Origin of the sequence: Pseudonocardia hydrocarbonoxydans, assembly GCF_006539565.1 — a bacterium.
Lineage (GTDB): Bacteria > Actinomycetota > Actinomycetes > Mycobacteriales > Pseudonocardiaceae > Pseudonocardia > Pseudonocardia hydrocarbonoxydans.
In genome coordinates this window covers 100,207-117,509 of the sequence record NZ_BJNG01000006.1, presented here as the reverse complement: position 1 = coordinate 117,509, position 17,303 = coordinate 100,207, and the positions used below count along the sequence as shown (strand labels likewise).

The following is a 17,303-nucleotide window of genomic DNA, read 5'->3' as shown; positions in this document are numbered from 1 at the left end:
ACCGGTAACCTGCCCGCATGGCCAACGCGACCACCTCATCGATCGACATCGCCGCCCCCGCGGAGCAGGTGATGGCGGTGATCGCCGACTTCGAGGCCTACCCGGAGTGGGCCGAGCAGGTGAAGAGCGTCGAGGTGCTCGAGCCCGGCGACGGCGGGCGGCCCGCCAGAGTCCGGTTCACCATGGACGCGGGCCCGATCAAGGACTCCTACACCCTCGACTACGCCTGGGCGCCCGACGACCGCTCCGTGAGCTGGACGCTGGTGAAGGGCCAGATGCAGAAGGCGCAGGACGGCTCCTACTCCCTCACCGAGGCGAAGGGCTCCACGACCGTCACGTACTCGCTCGCGGTCGACCTGAACATCCCGATGATCGGCATGCTCCGCCGCAAGGCCGAAAAGGTGATCATCGACACGGCGTTGAAGGGTCTGAAGCGGCGGGTCGAGAGCACGAGCTGACCGCCGGATACCCTCCGCCCCGTGCGCGTCGTCCTGTTCACCGGCAAGGGTGGCGTCGGTAAGACCACCCTCGCCGCGGCGACCGCCGCCCACCTGGCCCGCTCCGGCCGCTCCGCGCTGGTCGTCTCCACCGACCCCGCCCACTCGCTCGGCGACGCCCTGGAGGCCGACCTGGGCGGCGACCCGGTGGAGCTGGAGCCCGGCCTGCACGCGGCCCACGTCGACACCCACGCGCTGCTGGACCGCTCGTGGTCGCAGCTGCAGGGCCACCTGCGCACCATCCTGTCCGGGGCCGGGGTCGACGAGCTCGTCGCCGACGAGCTGACGGTGCTGCCCGGCGTCGAGGACCTCCTCGCCCTCGGCGAGGTCCGCCGCCTGGCCGAGGACGGGCCGTGGGACGTCGTCGTCGTCGACTGCGGGCCGACCGCGGAGACGCTGCGGCTGCTCGGGCTGCCCGAGGCGCTGTCGGGCTACGTGGAGCGGCTGTTCCCCGCGCACCGCCGGGCCGTGCGGGGGATGCTGGCCGGCATGGCGGCGGGCGGGAAGGAGGCCGCGTCGGCGTGGGAGTCCACGATCGTCGCGCTCGACGCGCTGGCCGAGGACCTCGGCGGCCTGCGCGCGATGCTGGGCGACCACACCCGCACCTCGATCCGGCTCGTGCTCACCCCCGAGCGCGTCGTCGCCGCCGAGACCCGCCGCACCCTGACCGCGCTGGCCCTGCACGGCCTGCGCGTCGACGACTGCGTGGTCAACCGGCTGGTGCCCGGCCCGCCGCCCTCGCTGCGCGGCCCGGCCGCCCGCTGGCTGCGCGAGCGGTTCACCGAGCAGCAGGCCGTGCTCGCCGACCTCGACGCGCTCGGGGTGCCGTTGCGCACCGCCGACCACACCGCGGCCGAGCCGACCGGGATCCCCGCGCTGCGCGAGATCGCCCGCGGCCTCTACGGCGACGACGACCCCGCCGCCCCCGGCGGCCAGGCCCCGCCGCTGCTGGACGTGCGGCGCACGGCGGGCACCGGCACGTCGGCGGACTCGGAGTTCGAGCTCGTCCTCGCCCTGCCCGGCGCCGCCGACGGCGCCCTCGACCTCGCCCGCGTCGGCGACGACCTCGCGGTCACCGCGGGCGGCACGCGCCGGATGGTGGCGCTGCCGTCGGTGCTGCGCCGCTGCGAGGTCACCGGTGCCCGCCTGGTCGGCGACGACCTGTGCGTGGTGTTCACCCCCGACCCGGCGGTCTGGGTCCGGTGAGCGCCCCCGGTTGCGGCACGCACGCGGGGCTGGGTGCCGAGCTGCGTGCCGTCGCGGTGCTGCTGCTCGACCGGCTCGGTCCGGTGCTCGACCGCGCGCGGACCGAGGGCGCCCGCGCCGACGGCCCGCCCGCCTGCTCGGTGTGCCCGGTGTGCGCCGCCGTCGCGCTGCTGCGCGGTGAGCGCCCCGAGCTCGCCGTCCGCCTCGCCGAGCACGCCGCCGGCCTGCTGGAGGTCCTGCAGACGGCGCTGCACGAGGGGGCGGGGACGCCGCCGCCCGCATCCGCGCCCACGCCGCCTCCGGCGGGTCCGGCGCGGCGGGTCCAGCACATCCCGGTCGTGCGCGAGGCGGCCCGTTGCTGAGCGCTGCCGCGCTGACCGTCGGGGTGGACGTCGGGGGCACCAGCGTGCGCGCCGGGGTCGTCGACGCCGACGGTGCCGTCCTCGACACCGCGCGCGCCCCCACCCCCCGGGCCGAGGCGGCGCTCGAGGCCACCGTCGCGCGGGTGATCGGGGAGCTGGCCGGCCGCCACCCGGTGGAGGCGGCCGGCCTGGCGCTGGCCGGGTTCATCACCCCCGACCGGCGCGGCGTCCGCTTCGCCCCGCACCTGTCCTGGCGCGACGCCCCCGTCGCCGACCGGATCGCCGCCCGCACCGGGCTGCCCGTCGTCGTCGAGCACGACGCCAACGCCGCCGCGCTGGCCGAGCTGCACTTCGGGGCGGCCGCGGGCGCCCCGCCGCCGTCGACGACGGTGTTCGTGGCGCTCGGCACCGGGATCGGCGCCGCCCTGCTCATCGACGGCGTGCTGTTCCGCGGGGCGCACGGCGTCGCCCCCGAGCTCGGGCACCTGCGGGTGGTCCCCGGCGGGCGGCCGTGCCCGTGCGGCAAGGCCGGGTGCTGGGAGCGCTACTGCAGCGGCACCGCGCTGGCCACGACGGCGGTGGAGATGATCGCCCGCGAGCCCGGCCTCTCGCCCGCGCTGCGCAGGCTCGTCGTCGACGACCCGGGGCGGATCACCGGCCGCCGGGTCGCCGCCGCGGCCCGCGACGGCGACCCGCTGGCGTGCGCGGCCGTCGCCGACCTCGCTCGCTGGCTGGGCGAGGGGCTGGCGCTGGTCGCCGACGTCTTCGACCCGGAGCTGGTGGTGATCGGCGGCGGGGTGGCGGCGTCGGCACCGCTGTTCCTCGACGACGCCCGGGAGCACTACGCGTCCCGGCTCACCGGGGCGGGGCGCCGCCCGCTGGCCCGGATCCGCACCGCGCAGCTCGGCGAGGACGCCGCGGTGGTGGGGGCGGCCCGGCTGGCCAGGGAGGCGGGTTAGAGCACCGCCCCGTCGTCGTCCTCGCCGGGACGGGGCGGAGCGGGCCACAGCCGCAGCACCAGCCAGCCCAGGCCCGCGGCGAGGGTGAGCAGGCCCAGCGGCATCCCGTAGGCCTGGGACACCCCCACCCAGCCGGGCGAGGCGACCAGCACGATGCCCAGGACCAGCAGCACCAACCCGACGGCCGCGGGCGGGGCCAGCCGGGGCAGCGGCGGCGGCTCGGGCGGGACGAAGTGCTCCTCCTCGGGCGCGGGGCCCGACGGGGGGCGGACGGTCGCGGCGGCCGCGGGGGCGGGGTCCGCCGGGGCGTCGTCGGGCTCCTGGTCGGGCCAGCGGGGCACCGGACCCTCCCGGCGCCAGCCCGCCACGATGGCATCGAAGTCGTCGATCCCGCCACCGGGGTGCGGACGCTCGTCCGGATCGCCGCCCACGTGATCTCCCCACCCCGTACACCCACCGCCGTACGACGGTCGGGCCATCCTGACACGCCCGCGCGGTCGCGGGAACCGGTGTGGCCCACGGCGCGTTGTCGCGGCGCCCCGGCCGTCCGTAGGCTGACGGCCGTCGCGGTGAAGGGGGCACGCCCAGGTGCTGTACTGGTGGTCCAAGTTCGTGCTGCTCGGCCCGCTGTTGCGGTTGTTCTGCCGGCCCACGATCGAGGGGCTGGAACACATCCCGGCCCGGGGTGGCGCGATCCTCGCGAGCAACCACCTGGCCGTCGTCGACTCGTTCCTGCTCCCGCTGGTGGTGCCGCGGCGCATCACCTTTCCCGCGAAGTCGGAGTACTTCACCAAGCCCGGGCTGGTGGGGCGCCTGCAGAAGGCGTTCTTCACCGGCGTCGGCCAGATCCCGATCGACCGCTCCGGCGGCTCCGCGGCCCGGGACGCGATGGACACCGCCGTGCGGGTGCTGCGCGAGGGCCGGCTGCTCGGCATCTACCCGGAGGGCACCCGGTCCCCGGACGGGCGCCTCTACAAGGGCAAGACCGGGATCGCCCGCATGACGCTGGAGGCCGACGTCCCCGTCATCCCGGTGGCGATGATCGGCACCGACCGGGTCAACCCGATCGGGTCCCGGATGTGGCGCCCGTACAAGGTGCACATCCGGGTCGGCGAGCCGCTCGACTTCAGCCGCTACTCCGGCATGGTCGGCGACCGGTTCATCGAACGGTCCATGACCGACGAGATCATGTACGCGCTCATGGAGCTGTCCGGGCAGACCTACGTCGACATGTACGCGGCGTCGGTGAAGGAGCGGGCGGCGAAGGCCGAGGCCGAGGCGGGCCCGCCCCCGGCGGCGCCTCCGCTGCCGGACTCCCGCGCCTCCTGACGCCCGGGCCGACCGCCGCCCCGGTGCTCAGGTCAGCCCCGCCACCTCGTGCCGGCCCTTGCCGTGCAGCTTGGCGCGGTACATCGCCCGGTCGGCCTCGCCCAGCGCCTGCTCGGGCGGGTCGCCAGGGCGCGCGAAGGTGATGCCGATGCTCACCGTGACGCGGTGCTCCACGCCGTCGACGACGACCGGTTCGGCGAGCGCGGCGATGATGCGCCGGGCCACCGACCGGGCCCGGCGGCGTGTCCCGGCCGGTTCGGGTTCGCCGTCGACCACCCGCAGGGCGGGGTCGAGCACGGCGACGAACTCGTCGCCGCCCACCCGTGCGACGGTGTCGAGCGGCCGCAGCACCGAGGCCAGCCGGCGGGCGGTGGCGCAGAGCACGGCGTCGCCGACGGCGTGCCCGGCCGCGTCGTTGACGGTCTTGAACCCGTCCAGGTCGCAGTAGAGGACGGGCACGGGGACCGTGCTGCGCTGCAGCGCGGTGCCGAGCCGGTCGGTGAGCAGCCGCCGGTTGGGCAGCCCGGTCAGCGGGTCGTGCAGCGCCTCGGCGGCGAGGCGCTGTTCCAGCTCGACGTTCTCGGTGATGTCGCGGGTGACCCCGAGCAACCGGGTGACGGCACCGGTGGCGTCGCGGGCGAACGGGGTGACGCGCCGGGAGACCCACCGGTAGCGGCCGCCGTCGCGCACGCGTAGGCGCACCTTGCGCACGGCCCCGTCGGCCAGGCCGCCTGCCGCCTCGTCGGCGGCGTCGAGCGCCGCCACGTCGTCGGGGTGCACCCGGTCGCGGCAGCGGAGCGGGCCCAGCGCGACGAGGTCGGCGGGGGAGCACCGGTCGTGGTCGGGTTCGGGCCGGGACAGCCAGAGGGTCTCGCGCGCGACCGGGTCGAGGATGAACAGCGTGTCGGGGCTGACGGCCAGCACCGCCTCCCGGAACGCGAGGCTCTCCCGCAGCCGGTCCTGCACGTCGCGCTCCGCGGTGACGTCGGCGAACGCCGCGACGGCGCCGAGGAGGCGGCCGTCGTCGTCGAGGATGGGACGGGCGGTGGCGACGACCTCGGTCGGCGGTGCGCCGTCGGGTTCGAACCGCAGCGACAGGTGGGCGAGCTCCTCACCCGCCAGCGCGCGCCGCAGCGGGGTGCGCTCCGGTGGCACCGGCACCCCGTCGGAGGTGACGCGCAGGTCGCGCGCGAGCCGGTCGGGGTCGACGTCGGGCTCCCCGTCGACGCCGGTGGCGCGCCGGTGCGCGCGGTTGCGGACGACGACGTGGCCCTCGGCGTCGCAGGCGAGCACCCCGGCGCCGACCGCCTCCAGCACGGCCCGGTCGAACCGGCGCTGGTCGGCGAACCGGCCCAGCGCGGCCTCGCGCTGGGCGACGGAGATCGCGAGGGCGAGCACGACGAGCGCGCAGGAGCCGAGGAACAGCTGCAGCAGCGTGCCCGCCACGGCCGGCGTCAGCTCCCGGCCGGCCGCCGCGAACGGCCCGCCGCCCCGCCCGCCGAGCACCGCGGCCAGCACGGCGACCGCCACCAGCTGCGCCGACGCCGCCCGGACCCCGAGGCGCACGCCGGTGACGAGCGCGGCGACGGCCAGGTAGGCCAGCGGCAGCGTCTGCCCGGGGGCGAACACGGCGGCGGTCACCCCGACCACGAGGGCCCACAGGGCGACGGTCTCGCGGGTGCGGGCGGTGGACGGCCGCGGCGGCACCCGCATCACGGTGGGCACCAGCACGACGATCGCGGCGACGTGGGAGGTCGCCGCGGCGGTCCAGGCCGTCCACGGGGTGCCCCCGGTGAGTGCGGCGACGGCGAGCGCGGCGACCGTCGCGGCCACGGCGGCGCCCGCGCAGGCCGCGGCGAACAGCCTGCCCAGCTGCGCGAGCGTGCCGAGCTCGGGCCGCCCGTCCCGGGACAGGATGCGGCCGGCCACGGCGGCCTCGGCCGCGTTGCCCGCGGCGAAGCACAGCGCCAACGCCGGCGGACGCCCGGCGGCGAGGCTGGCGGCCAGGCTCGCGACCGCGACGGCGAGCAGCACCGCGTGCCGCCTGCGGCCGGTCGTGCAGGCTGCGGCGGCGACCGCGACACCCGCCGCGGGCCACCACGCCGCCACCGCGGAGCCCTCGGGGCGCAGCAGCGCGGCGGCGAGCGCGGTGACGAAGACCGCGCCCCCCACGACCAGGGGGGACCGGACGAGTGCGGCGGCCCGGACGTGGGCACGGTCGCGCGGCGTTCCGGACATGCTCCCCCCGAGGTCGCCGGACACCGGGCCGCGACGCGGACCGGTGCTCCCCGTTCTTGAGGTCGGAGCCTGCCGTGTTCCGTTACCGCGCGGGGGGCGGGGATCGCCGTACGGTCCGGCGGTGCGCCGGGCTGCCGGACCGGCGGCTAACCTCGTGACGTGCGCTTCTTCTACGACTGCGAGTTCATCGAGGACGGCACCACGATCGACCTGGTGTCGATCGGGGTCGTCGGCGAGGACGGGCGGGAGTTCTACGCGGTCTCCACGGAGTTCGACCCGTCGCGTGCGGGGGCCTGGGTCCGTGCCAACGTGCTGCCGAAGCTCCCCTCACCCGCGGACCCGTCGTGGCGGTCGCGGGCGCGGTTGCGGGCCGACCTGCTCGACTTCGTCACCGCCCCCGGCGGGGACGTCGAGCTGTGGGCCTGGATCGCCGCCTACGACCACGTGGCGCTGTGCCAGCTGTGGGGGGCCATGCCCGCGCTGCCGCGCGCGCTGCCGCGCTTCACCCGTGAGCTGCGCCAGCGCTGGGAGGACAGCGGCCGGCCGCCGCTGCCCCCGCCCGCCGCCGACGCGCACGACGCGCTGGCCGACGCCCGGCTCAACCTGCGCCGGTGGGAGGCGATCGAGTCGGCGGTAGCCGCACGTCCGTGAGGCCACCGCCGGCCCGGGTCAGGTGAAGATGCTGACCCCGCCCGGCCCGACGAGCAGCCCGACGACGATCAGCACGATGCCCCACAGGAGCTGCTTTCGGACGATCGCCAGCACACCGGCGACGACCAGGACGACCGCGAGGATCCACAGGAGAGTTGCCATGTCCGGAGGTTCCCGGCGGATCCACTGTGGAACCGGTCCGTCCGGGCGTCGGCCGGGCGGGTGGGTGCGACCGGCGAAACGGGCCGTTCGGGTGGCGCCGTCCCGGCATCGTGGCCGGTGCGGTCACCGCCTAGTCTGAACGGCGTGAACTGGACCGTCGACGCCCCGGTCGAAGTGCTGCCCGAGCTCCCGCCGCTTCCCGCCGACCTGCGCAGCCGTCTCGACGACGCGCTGTCCCGCCCGGCCGCGCAGCAGCCCGACTGGCCCGACGCGGCCGAGGTCGCCCACGTCCGCACGGTGCTGGAGAGCGTGCCCCCGGTCACGCTGCCGCCCGAGGTCGACCGCCTTCAGTCCCGGCTGGCCGACGTCGCCAACGGCCGCGCGTTCCTGCTGCAGGGCGGCGACTGCGCGGAGACCTTCGTCGACAACACCGAGCCGCACATCCGCGCCACCATCCGCACCCTGCTGCAGATGGCGATCGTGCTCACCTACGGCGCGTCCACCCCGGTGGTGAAGGTCGGCCGGATCGCCGGCCAGTACGCGAAGCCGCGCAGTTCCCCCGTCGACGCGCTCGGCCTGCCGTCCTACCGCGGCGACATCGTGCACTCGATCGTCGCCGACCCCGACGCGCGCCGCCCCGACCCCTCGCGGATGGTCCGCGCGTACGCCAACGCCAGCGCGGCCATGAACCTGGTCCGCGCGCTCACCGCCACCGGCATGGCCGACCTGTCCACGGTGCACGACTGGAACAAGGACTTCGTCCGCACCTCCGCCGCGGGGGAGCGGTACGAGGCGGTCGCCGCGGAGATCGAGCGCGCCGTCCGGTTCATGGACGCCTGCGGGGTCGAGGACCACAACCTGCACAGCGTGGAGTTCTACGCCTCGCACGAGGCGCTGCTCGTCGACTACGAGCGCGCGATGCTGCGGATGGACCGCACCCGTGACGAGGCCCGGCTCTACGACCTCTCGGCGCACTTCCTGTGGATCGGCGAGCGCACGCGCCAGCTCGACGGTGCGCACATCGCGCTCGCGGAGCTGCTGTCCAACCCGATCGGGGTCAAGATCGGCCCGACCACCACCCCCGAGCAGGCGGTCGAGTACGTCGAGCGCCTCGACCCGCGCAACGTCGCGGGCCGGCTCACGCTGATCAGCCGGATGGGCAACGGTAAGGTCCGCGACGTGCTGCCCGCGATCGTCGAGAAGGTCGAGGCGTCCGGCCACAAGGTCATCTGGCAGTGCGACCCGATGCACGGCAACACCGTGGAGTCCACCTCCGGCTACAAGACCCGCCACTTCGACCGCATCGTCGACGAGGTGCAGGGCTTCTTCGAGGTGCACCGGGGCCTGGGCACGCACCCCGGCGGCATTCACGTCGAGGTCACCGGTGAGGACGTCACGGAGTGCCTGGGCGGGGCGCAGGAGATCTCCGACGCCGACCTGGGCGGCCGCTACGAGACGGCGTGCGACCCGCGCCTGAACACCCAGCAGTCGCTGGAGCTGGCGTTCCTCGTGGCGGAGATGCTGCGCGGGTAGCCCGTCAGAGGGTGTCCAGCACGACCTGGGTGCCGGCCTCGACCACCGCGCCCGCCGACGGGCTCTGCCCGATGACGGTGGGGTTCTCGTTGAGCTGGAACGGCAGGGCCGACTGCACGACGGTGCTCAGGCCCAGCTCGGCGAGCAGGGCCTGGGCCTCGTTCGCGGTCTGGCCGACCACCAGCGGCACCGACACGCGCTGGGGCTGGGGCGGCGGCTCCACCCCCCGGCTGACGACGAGCGTGACCGGCCCGCCGATCGCCACCGGCTGCCCGGCGGCGGGCTCGGTGCGGATGACGGTGCCCTCGGGCACCGTGTCGTCGTACTCGGCGTCACCGCTGGTGCGGGTGGGGGTGAGCCCGGCGTCGCGGACGAGCTGCTCGGCGGTGGCCACGGCCGTGCCCGCGTCGATCGCGGGCACCGTCGGGCGGCCGGTGGAGACGGTGAGCGTCACGATCTCGCCGCGCAGCAGCCGCGTCCCGACGGGCGGGTCGGCGGCCAGCACGGCCCCGGCGGGCGCGGCGTCGTCGAAGGTGGCGCTGGCGGGCCCGGCGACCAGGCCGTAGTCGTCGAGCAGCTTGGCGGCCGCGCTCTCCTGGACGCCGACCAGCGACGGCACCTCGGTCCACCGGCCGGTGCCCAGCCACCACGCCCCCACACCCACCGCAAGCGCGATCACCAGCACGACGGCGATCCCGATGCCGAAGAACCGGCGGCTGCGGCGGCGGGCGTGGACGTGGTCGGGCGGGGCGGGCAGGTCGGTGGACGGGCGCGGGCCCGGCACGCCACCGGGCAGCGCCCGCGTGCCCCGCATCCCCACGGCCGCGACGGGCTGCGTGTCCCCGGCGGTGTCCGAGGGCGGCACCGGCACGGGCACGCGGGGCACCTCGAGGCGGTGCGCCACCTGGCGCAGCTCGGCCAGCAGCGCGCCCGCGTCGGCGGGCCGGGCGGCCGGGTCGCGGTCGGTGGCGCGCAGCACGAGCGCGTCGAGCTCGGGCGGCACGTCGCCCGCGATCAGCGACGGTGCCGGGACCCGGTCGTTGACGTGCCGGAACGCCACCGAGATCGCCGTGTCGCCGGTGAACGGCGGGGCGCCGGTGAGCAGCTCGTAGAGCAGGATCCCGGCGGCGTAGACGTCGCTGCGGGCGTCGGCGGTGCCGGTGGCGACCTGCTCGGGGGAGAGGTAGGCGACCGTCCCCATGATCGTGCCGACGTGGCTGGCGCCCGCCTGGGCGGCTGCGACGACCAGCCCGAAGTCGGCGACCTTGACCTCACCGGTGTGGCTGATGAGCACGTTCTCCGGTTTGACGTCGCGGTGCACCAGCCCGAGCCGGTGGGCCTCGGCGAGCCCGGAGAGCACCCGGTCGAGCACGGCGACCGCGGCCGGGACGCCGAGCTGACCGCGCAGCCGCAGGACCTCGCGCAGGGTGGCGCCCTCGACCAGCTCCATGACCAGGAACAGCACGGGCTCGGGTCCGTTGCGGTCGTCGCCCTGGTCGAAGACGTCGACCACGGAGGGGTGGTCGATCCGGGCGGCGGAGCGGGCCTCCCGCTCGAACCGGGTGCGGAACGCCGGATCGGCGGCGAGCCGCGGCTCCATGACCTTGATGGCCACGGGCCGGTCGAGCCGGGTGTCGGTGCCCCGGTAGACCGTGGACATGCCCCCGCGGGCGAGCACCGGACCGAGCCGGTAGCGCGCGTCGAGCAGCGCGGCGGGCGGGGCGTTCACGACCCGACCGTACCGGCCGGCTTCCCGGGGGCCCGGAGCAGGCGCGGGGAACCCGCCGGGTGTGGCATCCTGTCGCCTCGTGAGTGAGGTGTCCGTTCTGGCCGACGACGTGGTCACGTTGCCCGTCGCCGAGGTCGCAAGCCTGCTGAACCAACCCGTGTCCCGGGTGCACCAACTGGTGCGCGACGGGCAACTGCTGTCGCTGCGGCGCGGCGGCGAGGTGGTGGTGCCCGCCGCGTTCCTCGTCACCGGCGAGGAACGGGCCGAGGTGGTGAAGGGCCTGCCCGGCACCATCACCGTGCTGCGCGACGGCGGCTACTCCGACGAGGACATCCTGCGCTGGCTGTTCGCCGAGGACGACTCGCTGCCCGGCACCCCGATGACGTTCCTCGTCGAGGGGCGCCACCGCGAGATCAAGCGCCGCGCGCAGGCGATGGCGTTCTGACGGTCCGGGCGCGTACCGCCCGGGCCAGCCCGGGCACGGCCACGGCCAGCCGCCGCCGGTTCGGCACCGCGACCCGGCGGTGCAGCACCGCGTAGTCGGCCGCCTCGATCTCGTCGAGGATGCCCTGGTAGAGGGTGAACGCGCAGCCGACGCACGCCCGGGACACCGGCTCCAGCATCCCGATCCCGGGCTCCGCGCGCCGGTAGGTGGCGCGGGTGCGCGCCACGAGGTGCGCGAGGGCCCGCCGCACGCGGGGGTCGGTGCGGCCGTGGGTGCGGCACCACTGCAGCAGCCCGCGGTCGACGCCGAACGCGGCCAGCTCGTCGGCGGGCAGGTACACGCGCCCGCGGTCGAGGTCCTCGCCGACGTCGCGCAGGAAGTTGGTGAGCTGGAACGCCACGCCCAGCGCGACGGCGGGCGGCTCGGCCTCCGCCAGCGGCACCGTCGTGCCGAGCACCGGCAGCATCTGCAGCCCGATCACGGCGGCCGAGCCGTGGACGTAGACGGCCAGGTCGGCGTCGGTGGCGTAGGAGGTGACGTGGGTGTCCATCCGCATCGATGTCATGAAGTCGGTGAAATGGGCGCGGTCGATGCCGTGGCGGCGGGCGGTGTCGGCCAGCGCGGCCAGCACCGGCACCGCGGTGGCGGCGCCGTCGAGCGCGGCGTGCAGGTCGGCGGTCAGCGCGTCGAGCTCCGCCGCCTTCTCCGCGACCGGGCGGTCGTCGCCGAGGTCGTCGACGATCTCGTCGGCGTGCCGGGCGAAGCCGTAGAGGGCGTGCACGGCCGGGCGGCGGTCGGGCGGCAGCAGGCGGGTGGCCAGGAAGTACGTGCGCCCGTGGACGGCGTTGAGCCGCCGGCAGTTGGCGTACGCGGCGCGCAGGGCGGGGTCGGTGATCCCCGCGGCGTCGAGCTCGGTGCTACCGGACAACCGGGTCGGCCCCCACCGGGCGCCTGGCCAGCCCCAAGGGGTCGGGCCGCAGCAGCGAGACCGCGGCCAACGCCGCGAGCGCCGCGCCGATGCCCAGCACCGCGAGGTCGTAGAGCGCGGCCTCGCCGTCCGGGTAGTAGACGATCATGAGCCAGAGCGAGAAGAACACCAGGATCTGCAGCGCGCGCGGCGTCCAGTCGACCATCGCCAGCAGGGCCATGCCCCAGCTGACGTACCAGGGCAGCATGGTGGGGGACAGCAGCGCGACGGCGAGCAGCACGATGCCGGCGCGGCGGATCGCGTCGGGACCGCCGTCGCGCGCGGCCCACCACTGCCGCACGGCGATGACCAGCAGGATCAGGGCGCCGATCGCGCGACCGACGTTGACGAACGGCTGCATCGGCACGGGCCCGAAGATGCTGACGACCGAGTGCACCAGCTGGCCCGCCCCGGTGGGCAGCGACATCCAGTTGACGATCATCGACGGGGCGCTCAACGCCGGCAGCCAGCCCAGGCCGACCCCCGCGGCGAACGTGCACAGCGCGAACACCGGCACGAAGATCGCGATGCCGTATGCGGTGGCGCGCAGCGTGCGGGCGAGGACCGGGCCCGCCATCGCGGCGGCCCAGACCAGTACCAGGAACGGCAGCGCGACGCCCGCGCTCGCCTTCACCGCCATCGCCAGGGTCGCGAGCACGATGCCCCAAGCGTGCTGCCCGCGCAGGGCGGCCAGCGCGGCCGTGGCGAGCAGGCCCATGACGAGCAGGTCGTTGTGGACGCCGCCGACCATGTGGATCACCATCACCGGGTTGGCGACGACGATCCACAGCGCGAGCGAGGGCCGCCCGCCCATCCGCCGTGACAGCTCCGGCAGGGCCCTGACCAGGAGCACGAGCCCGACCAGCAGTGTCAACCGCATGAGCACGACGCCGAGGATGATCTGGTCGACGGCGAGCCAGGAGACGGCTTTGGCGAGCAGGATGAACAACGGGCCGTAGGGCGCCGGGGTGTCCTGCCAGAAGTAGTGGACGTTGTCGGTGAAGACGCCCGGCAGCACCTCCGGCCCCACGGCGTAGGGATCGAACCCGTTGAGCGGCAGGGCACCCTGGGCGAGGTAGCTGTACGGGTCGCGGGTGAACAGCGGCGGCGACACCAGCATCGGAAGCAGCCACACCGACGCCGTGGTGAGCACCGCGCGACCGCCGACGCGCCGCGCCAGCACGTCGCGGCCGAGCCGGACCCACGCCCAGGCGAGCAGCCCGACGCCGAGGTAGATCAGCGAGTTGGCGATTTCCCGGCCGTGGCCGTAGCGCCAGAACCCGAGCGGGGAGTTCGTCAGCAGCGGGTCGTCGACGAGGACGCCCGCGGCGCCGAACCCGCCGAGCACCATCAGCAGCGACCCGGTGAGGCCGAGCAGCAGGGGGCCCCGCGGGGGGGCACCGAGACGGGCACGCCAGGTGGGCGCCTGCCGGGGTGCGCCGGCGGGCGCCGCCACGACACGATCGGGTGGTTCCGACCGGTCGACGGGGGAGGAGGGCTGCGCGGTCATGACGTGAACCATGCTGCCATGACGGTGGTCAGCGTCCTGTGCTGACCCTGCGTCCGGCCGCTGGCCCGGTGATCCGGGCCGCGGCGAGACGCCCGGAGAGCAGCACCGGGGGGATGCCGACGCCCGGCGTGGTGCCGCAGCCGGCCAGCACCACGTTGTCGAGCCCGCGGACCAGGTTGCGGGGGCGGAACGGGCCGGTCTGGGCGAAGGTGTGTGCCGCGGAGAACGGGGTGCCCGCCGCCATGCCCTGCGCGGCCCAGTCGGCCGGGGTGACCAGGTCGGACACCGCGATGTCGCCCTCGACGCCGGTGAGCCCGGGGTGCCCGCGGGACTCCAGGACGCCGAGCAGCTCGTCGCGGTAGGCCGGGCCGACCCGCTCCCAGTCGATGCGCCCGCCGGGGCCGTCGAGGTTGGGGCACGGCGCGAGGACGAACAGCAGGTCGGTGCCGTCGGGGGCCAGCGACGGGTCGGTGGCGGTGGGCCGGGTGATCAACAGTGACGGATCGCTCATCGGGCGCCCGTCGTCGATGATCTCGCGGAAGGTGTCGCGCCACGCCGCACCGAACGAGATGGTGTGGTGGGCGGCCTCGGGCCGCGCGGTCCGCAGCCCGGCGTGCAGCACCACCGCGCTCGGCGACCAGCGCAGCGGCACCACCCGCCGGGGGGCCCGGCCGAGCAGGTCGTGCACGACGGGCAGGTCGGGGGTGAGCACGACGGCGTCGGCCGGGGTGCGGTCGGTGCCGCCCGCCGGGTCGTCGGTCGGGCGGTGGCGCAGCGCGGTGATCCGGCCCGCGCCGCGCTCCAGGCCGGTGACCGTGCGGCCGTAGTGGATGCGCGCCCCGGCGGCGACCGCGGCGTCGGCCAGTGCCTGCCCGACCGCGCGCATGCCGCCCTTCGGGAAGTACACCCCGGCGATGGTGTCCATGTAGGCGATCACGCCGTAGGCGCCCAGCGCGGTCTGCGGGGGGACGCCCGCGTAGAGGGCCTGGAAGGAGAAGATCCGCTGCAGCCGCTCGTCGGGCAGCAGCCGCTCGACGCGCGGGCCCAGGCGGCCGAAGCCGCCCAGCGCGGCGAGGCGCACCAGGTCGGGGCCCAGCAGGTTCAGCGGGGAGTCGAAGTTGGCGCCGATGAACGTGTCGATCTCGGCGCGGTAGAGCCGGGTGAGCCACTCCCGCATGCGGACGTAGCCGGCCGCGGCGTCCGGCCCGCACACCGCCCGGACCTCCGCCTCCATCGCCCCGGGATCGGTGTGGACGTCGATGGTGGAGCCGTCGGCGAAGTGGGTGCGGTAGGCCGGGTCGAGCTCGACGAGGTCGAGGCGCTCCTCCAGCTTCTCCCCGACCGCGGCGAGGGCCTCGGCGAACAGGTCGGGCATCGTCAGCACGGTGGGGCCGGTGTCGACCTGGTACGTGCCGTCGGCGGTGTGCAGGTCCAGGCGCCCGGCCCGGCCGCCGGGGTGCTCGCCGCGCTCCAGGATCGTCACCTCGCGCCCGGCACCCAGCAGGTGCAGCGCGCACGTCAGCCCGGCGAACCCGGCTCCGACGACGACGACGTGATCGGTGTTCCCGCGGACCGTCCGCATGCTCACCGCCGCCGTCGCGTGGCGGCGATCGCCAGCTCGGCCAGCCGGGTCGCGGCCGGTTCCTCGATCTCGACGGTGCTCAGCGCGTCGAGCGCCGAGCCCGTCATCGCGGCGATGCGCTGCTCCACGGCCTGCTCGGCGCCCAGGTCGACGAGCAGCCCGCGGACGCGGTCGACCCCGTCGTCGTCGAGGTCGGGATCACCCAGCGCCGCCTCGATCGCCGCGGCCGACGCGGTGTCGCCCCGTTCCGCGGCGCGTTCCAGCGCCAGGGCGAGCAGCAGCGTGCGCTTGCCCTCCCGCAGGTCGTCACCCGCCGGTTTGCCGGTGACGGCCGGGTCGCCGAACACCCCGAGCAGGTCGTCGCGCAGCTGGAAGGCGACGCCGATGTCGGCCCCGAACCTCCGGTAGCAGGCCGTGAGCGCGGGGGAGGCGTCGGCGATCGCGGCACCCAGGTGCAGCGGCCGCTCGACGGTGTACGCGGCGGTCTTGTAGCGGTCGACCTGCAGCGCGGCCCGCGGCGTGGCGTCGCCGGTGGCCTGGTGCAGGACGTCGAGGTACTGGCCGCCGAGCACCTCGGTGCGCATGCCCTCCCACGGCTCCGCGGCGCGGCGCAGGGCCTCGGTCGGCAGGCCGGAGGAGCGGAACAGGTCGTCGGCCCAGACCAGCGCGAGGTCGCCCAGCAGGATCGCCGCGGCGGCGCCGAAGCGGGCGGGGCGACCGCGCCAGCCCGCGTCGGCGTGGCGGCGGGCGAAGTCGACGTGCACCGTGGGCCGCCCGCGGCGGGTGGCCGAGGCGTCCATGAGGTCGTCGTGCACCAGCGCACAGGCCTGGATCAGCTCCAGCGCGCTGACGGCCTCCAACACGGCGGGCGCGTCGGGCCCCTCGGGCGAGCCGCCGGCCCCGCGCCAGCCCCACCAGGCGAACGTCGGGCGCAGGCGCTTGCCGCCGCCGAGCACGAAATCGGCGAGGGCGTCGGTGGCGACGCCGAACGCCGGGTCGACCCGGGACGCGTCGGCGCAGCGTCGGTGGAGGTACTGCTCGAGCACCTGTTCGACGGCGGAGGTGAGCCCGTCGTCGTCGGCACGGGCCCGCTCGGGGGCGGTGCGGGTCACGGGATCGGCCGGGGTAACGGTCGGCAGGGCACGAAGCGAGCGTAACGGCGGGGGCGGAGCCCGGCGCGCCGACGGACCCGCCCCGTACTGTCGGCGCGTGCGTGACGACACCATGGAGACCATCCGATGAAGATCACGGACCGGATCGGCGGCGACCGGCCGGTGTTCTCGGTGGAGTTCATGCCACCGAAGGACGACGCGGGCGAGGCGGAGCTGTGGAAGGCGATCCGCAGGCTCGAACCGCTGGACCCGGCGTTCGCCTCGGTCACCTACGGCGCGGGCGGGTCGAGCCGCGACCGCACGGTGCGCACCACCGGGCGGATCGCCTCGGAGACCACGCTCGTCGCTATGGCGCACCTCACCGCGGTGTCGCACTCGGTGGCCGAGCTGCGCCACGTCATCGCCGAGTACGCGGCGGCGGGCATCCGCAACATCCTGGCGGTGCGCGGCGACCCCCCCGGCGACCCGCTGGGCGAGTGGGTCGCGCACCCCGAGGGCCTCACCTACGCCGACGAGCTGGTCACCCTCACCCGCAGCCTGGGCGACTTCTGCGTCGGCGTGGCGGCGTTCCCCTACGGCCACCCGCGCTCGCCCGACGAGGACTCCGACCTGCAGCGGCTGATCGCCAAGGTCCGGGCGGGTGCCGACTTCGCGATCACGCAGCTGTTCCTGGAGCCCGAGGGCTTCCTGCGGCTGCGCGACCGCCTGTCCGCCGCCGGGTGCGAGGTGCCGATGCTGCCCGGGATCATGCCGCTGACGACCCTCCGCACGCTGCACCGCGGCCCCGAGCTCTCCGGCGCCCCGCTGCCGCCCGGCCTGGCCGAGCGGCTGGAGCGCTACGCCGACGACCCGGTCGCGTTCCGGGCGGCCGGGATGGACCTCACCGTCGCGCTGTGCGAGCGGCTGCTGGCCGAGGGCGTGGGCGGCCTGCACTTCTACACGTTCAACCGCTCCACGGCCACGTCCGAGCTGGTGCACCGGCTCGGGCTGCAGGCCCGCCGCGGGGCCTCCGTGGCGTGAC

Annotated in this window: 17 protein-coding genes; 9 read left to right on the top strand and 8 right to left on the bottom strand. The window is 75.8% G+C overall.

Annotated features, from left to right (window positions below; all coding sequences use genetic code 11):
• Positions 1 to 17 precede the first annotated feature (17 nt).
• The 4 genes from PHY01_RS04420 to PHY01_RS04405 are packed head-to-tail and all read left to right on the top strand — an operon-like array spanning position 18 to position 3,024.
• Positions 18 to 458 carry an SRPBCC family protein gene (locus PHY01_RS04420; protein WP_141277216.1) on the top strand — a complete coding sequence of 147 codons (441 nt, stop codon included), beginning with the start codon at positions 18 to 20 and terminating at the stop codon, positions 456 to 458.
• A gap of 21 nt (positions 459 to 479) precedes the next feature.
• Positions 480 to 1,703 (top strand): ArsA family ATPase, encoded by a 1,224-nt coding sequence (locus PHY01_RS04415; protein WP_141277215.1) that lies wholly within the window; start codon positions 480 to 482, stop codon positions 1,701 to 1,703.
• A complete protein-coding gene (locus PHY01_RS04410) occupies positions 1,700 to 2,065 on the top strand; it encodes a hypothetical protein (RefSeq protein ID WP_141277214.1) in 366 nt (121 codons plus the stop codon). The genes PHY01_RS04415 and PHY01_RS04410 overlap by 4 nt, the downstream gene beginning before the upstream one ends.
• Positions 2,066 to 2,088: 23 nt before the next feature.
• The gene (locus PHY01_RS04405; RefSeq protein ID WP_141277271.1) at positions 2,089 to 3,024 is read left to right on the top strand and encodes an ROK family protein; all 936 of its coding nucleotides are present in this window, start codon (positions 2,089 to 2,091) and stop codon (positions 3,022 to 3,024) included.
• On the opposite strand, the gene PHY01_RS04400 is transcribed toward PHY01_RS04405, so the two are convergent.
• Complete coding sequence (locus PHY01_RS04400) at positions 3,021 to 3,455, bottom strand: DUF308 domain-containing protein (RefSeq protein WP_141277213.1); 435 nt, start codon at positions 3,453 to 3,455, stop codon at positions 3,021 to 3,023. The two genes, PHY01_RS04405 and PHY01_RS04400, sit on opposite strands and share 4 nt — an antisense overlap.
• Before the next feature lie 157 nt (positions 3,456 to 3,612).
• Here PHY01_RS04400 and PHY01_RS04395 point away from each other — a divergent pair, with 157 nt between their 5' ends.
• Complete coding sequence (locus PHY01_RS04395; RefSeq protein ID WP_141277212.1) at positions 3,613 to 4,353, top strand: lysophospholipid acyltransferase family protein; 741 nt, start codon at positions 3,613 to 3,615, stop codon at positions 4,351 to 4,353.
• A gap of 27 nt (positions 4,354 to 4,380) precedes the next feature.
• Here the strand turns inward: PHY01_RS04395 and PHY01_RS04390 are convergent, their stop codons facing one another.
• Complete coding sequence (locus tag PHY01_RS04390) at positions 4,381 to 6,591, bottom strand: diguanylate cyclase domain-containing protein (RefSeq protein ID WP_141277211.1); 2,211 nt, start codon at positions 6,589 to 6,591, stop codon at positions 4,381 to 4,383.
• A 159-nt stretch (positions 6,592 to 6,750) separates the two neighbouring features.
• On the opposite strand from PHY01_RS04390, the gene PHY01_RS04385 reads away from it, so the two are divergent.
• Entirely contained in the window at positions 6,751 to 7,242 is a 492-nt protein-coding gene (locus PHY01_RS04385; RefSeq protein WP_141277210.1) for a polyadenylate-specific 3'-exoribonuclease AS, read from the top strand.
• 18 nt (positions 7,243 to 7,260) lie between these two features.
• On the opposite strand, the gene PHY01_RS26190 is transcribed toward PHY01_RS04385, so the two are convergent.
• On the bottom strand, positions 7,261 to 7,404 hold the full coding sequence (locus tag PHY01_RS26190) for a GPGG-motif small membrane protein (protein ID WP_170183625.1): 144 nt from the start codon (positions 7,402 to 7,404) through the stop codon (positions 7,261 to 7,263).
• 144 nt (positions 7,405 to 7,548) lie between these two features.
• Here PHY01_RS26190 and PHY01_RS04380 point away from each other — a divergent pair, with 144 nt between their 5' ends.
• Positions 7,549 to 8,937 carry a class II 3-deoxy-7-phosphoheptulonate synthase gene (locus PHY01_RS04380; protein WP_141277209.1) on the top strand — a complete coding sequence of 463 codons (1,389 nt, stop codon included), beginning with the start codon at positions 7,549 to 7,551 and terminating at the stop codon, positions 8,935 to 8,937.
• Positions 8,938 to 8,941: 4 nt separating this feature from the next.
• On the opposite strand, the gene pknB is transcribed toward PHY01_RS04380, so the two are convergent.
• Positions 8,942 to 10,666, bottom strand: coding sequence for a Stk1 family PASTA domain-containing Ser/Thr kinase (gene pknB, locus PHY01_RS04375; RefSeq protein ID WP_141277208.1), 1,725 nt, complete (start codon positions 10,664 to 10,666; stop codon positions 8,942 to 8,944).
• 79 nt (positions 10,667 to 10,745) lie between these two features.
• On the opposite strand from pknB, the gene PHY01_RS04370 reads away from it, so the two are divergent.
• Entirely contained in the window at positions 10,746 to 11,111 is a 366-nt protein-coding gene (locus tag PHY01_RS04370; protein WP_246085696.1) for an Rv2175c family DNA-binding protein, read from the top strand.
• On the opposite strand, the gene PHY01_RS04365 is transcribed toward PHY01_RS04370, so the two are convergent.
• The 4 genes from PHY01_RS04365 to PHY01_RS04350 are packed head-to-tail and all read right to left on the bottom strand — an operon-like array spanning position 11,080 to position 16,282.
• Positions 11,080 to 12,039: a phytoene/squalene synthase family protein gene (locus tag PHY01_RS04365; protein WP_141277207.1), complete on the bottom strand. Its 960-nt coding sequence runs from the start codon at positions 12,037 to 12,039 to the stop codon at positions 11,080 to 11,082. The two genes, PHY01_RS04370 and PHY01_RS04365, sit on opposite strands and share 32 nt — an antisense overlap.
• The gene (gene mptB / locus PHY01_RS04360; RefSeq protein ID WP_246085695.1) at positions 12,029 to 13,588 is read right to left on the bottom strand and encodes a polyprenol phosphomannose-dependent alpha 1,6 mannosyltransferase MptB; all 1,560 of its coding nucleotides are present in this window, start codon (positions 13,586 to 13,588) and stop codon (positions 12,029 to 12,031) included. The genes PHY01_RS04365 and mptB overlap by 11 nt, the downstream gene beginning before the upstream one ends.
• 28 nt (positions 13,589 to 13,616) lie before the next feature.
• Positions 13,617 to 15,170, bottom strand: coding sequence for a phytoene desaturase family protein (gene crtI / locus PHY01_RS04355; protein WP_141277206.1), 1,554 nt, complete (start codon positions 15,168 to 15,170; stop codon positions 13,617 to 13,619).
• A 2-nt stretch (positions 15,171 to 15,172) separates the two neighbouring features.
• Positions 15,173 to 16,282, bottom strand: a complete 1,110-nt coding sequence (locus PHY01_RS04350; protein WP_246085694.1) for a polyprenyl synthetase family protein — start codon at positions 16,280 to 16,282, stop codon at positions 15,173 to 15,175.
• Between the two features lie 126 nt (positions 16,283 to 16,408).
• Between PHY01_RS04350 and PHY01_RS04345 the strand changes: the two genes are divergently transcribed.
• The gene (locus PHY01_RS04345; protein ID WP_141277205.1) at positions 16,409 to 17,302 is read left to right on the top strand and encodes a methylenetetrahydrofolate reductase; all 894 of its coding nucleotides are present in this window, start codon (positions 16,409 to 16,411) and stop codon (positions 17,300 to 17,302) included.
• Position 17,303 lies beyond the last annotated feature (1 nt).